Annotated in this window: 2 protein-coding genes; both read left to right on the top strand. The window is 75.7% G+C overall.

Translation table 11 applies throughout. The features are described from left to right. Positions 1–688 (top strand): molybdopterin-binding protein (locus HGA02_RS18070; protein ID WP_246248044.1); only part of this gene is annotated, 688 nt, incomplete at its 5' end. Between the two features lies 1 nt (position 689). Continuing rightward, positions 690–1,298: a GNAT family N-acetyltransferase gene (locus tag HGA02_RS18065; RefSeq protein WP_168680658.1), complete on the top strand. Its 609-nt coding sequence runs from the start codon at positions 690–692 to the stop codon at positions 1,296–1,298. Positions 1,299–1,871: the final 573 nt, after the last annotated feature.

The raw sequence follows: 1,871 nt of genomic DNA, 5'->3' as shown, positions 1-1,871 counted from the left end.
CGGTGACGAGCTCGTCGAGCCCGGCACGGTCGGGGCGCGCGACGGCGCGACGTTCGAGGCCGACGGGCACGCGCTCGAGGCCGCCGTCCGCGACGCCGGCGCCAACGCCGTGCGCGTCGGGATCGTCGCGGACGACCGCGCCACGCTGCGCGAGGCCCTCGACGACCAGCTCGTCCGCGCGGACATGGTCGTCGTCACCGGCGGGCTGTCCGAGCTCGCGCACGACACCGTCAAGGACGTGCTCGCACCGCTCGGGACCGTCCGGCTCGACCAGGTCGCGATGACGCCCGGCTTCCGGCACGGGTTCGGCTCCGTCGGCGACGAGCTCGGCCGCGACCGCGCCGTCCCGATCTTCGCGCTGCAGGGCCACCCCGTCGCCGCCCAGGTGTCGTTCGAGGTGTTCGTCCGCCCCGCGCTCCGGGCGATGGCCGGCCACGCCGAGCTCTTCCGTCCGTCCGTCGCGGCCGAGGCGACGAGCGGCTGGGTGTCCCCGCCCGGGCTCCGCCAGTTCGTGCCCGCGACCGTCCTCGGATCCCCCGACGAGGGGTACCGCGTGACACCCGTCGGCGAGCCCTCCGCGCCGACCGTCCGCGACCTGGCCCACGCGAACGCCCTGGCCGTCGTCGGCGAGCAGGACCTGACGGTCCACCCGGGCCAGGTCGTCCACTGTCTCGTGCTGGAGGGGTGAGGTGGCGGTCGGGTGGCCGGCCGTCCTCCAGGACGGGCCCGTGCGGCTGCGGCCGCTGCGGCGGCGTGACCAGGACACGTGGATGGAGCTGCGCTCGCGCAACGCGGGCTGGCTCGAGCCGTGGGACGCGACGAGCCCCGAGCCGCCCCCGGCGGTGCGGCCGACGTTCGGTGCGTTCGTCCGCACGCTGTCGGCGCAGGCGCGGTCGGGGGTGACGCTGCCGTTCGCGGTCGACTTCGAGGACCGGCTCGTGGGCCAGCTCACGGTCGCGTCGATCGCGTACGGGTCGCTGCGGTCGGCGAGCATCGGCTACTGGGTGTCGGAGCACGTCGCGGGGCGGGGAATCACGCCGACGGCGGTCGCGCTCGCGACGGACCACTGCTTCGGCGTCCTCGGCCTGCACCGCGTCGAGATCAACATCCGCCCGGAGAACCGGCCGTCGCTGCGCGTCGTCGAGAAGCTCGGCTTCCGCGACGAGGGGCTGCGCGAGCGGTACCTGCACATCCAGGGCCGCTGGTGCGACCACCGCACGTTCGCCCTCACGACGGAGGAGGTCCCCGAGGGGCTGCTCGCCCGCTGGCGCGCGACCCGTGGAGCCTCCGCGGGGTGACGCGCCACCCGACACGCCGATATGGTCCCGGCGAGTCCGCGGAACGCCCCCTACCGTCGTGACGTGGACGATCTCGCAGGCCTCGTCGCCTTGGCGCTCGTGGCTCTGTGGGGGGCCTACCTGGTGCCGCACAAGCTGCGGCACCGGCAGCAGCTGCTCGAGTCCCGGGCTGACGACCGGTTCTCGGAGGCGCTGCGCGTGGTCGCCGTGAGCGAACGCACGGGCCGGCTCCGCCGGTCGGGGACGTTCCGACGGTCGCGCGAGGCGCCTGCGGTCGGATCGGCCGATTGCGGGACGACGAGCGGCGGATCGCCGGGGCTGCTGACCCCGGGCGCAGGGCTCCCGGTGCTCCATGCCGGGCCCGGGACAGGAGGTGCCACCGTGGACCGACCGACGGCGACGCAGGACAGGATCACCGCGGACGCGGCCCGTCGTGCCGCGCAGGCGCGCGCAGCGAGAGCGGCTTCGGTCGCCCGCCGTGCGGCTCGACCCCGCCCTGCGCCGGCTCGTCGCGTCGTTCGACGACGAGCTGCGCGTCCTGCCCTGACCCGTCCCCTCCGTCGTGCCGGCCGG

The organism is Cellulomonas septica (assembly GCF_012396155.1).
GTDB lineage: Bacteria > Actinomycetota > Actinomycetes > Actinomycetales > Cellulomonadaceae > Cellulomonas > Cellulomonas septica.
Note: the sequence above shows the minus strand (reverse complement) of the source record. Positions and strands in the feature narration are given on the sequence as shown.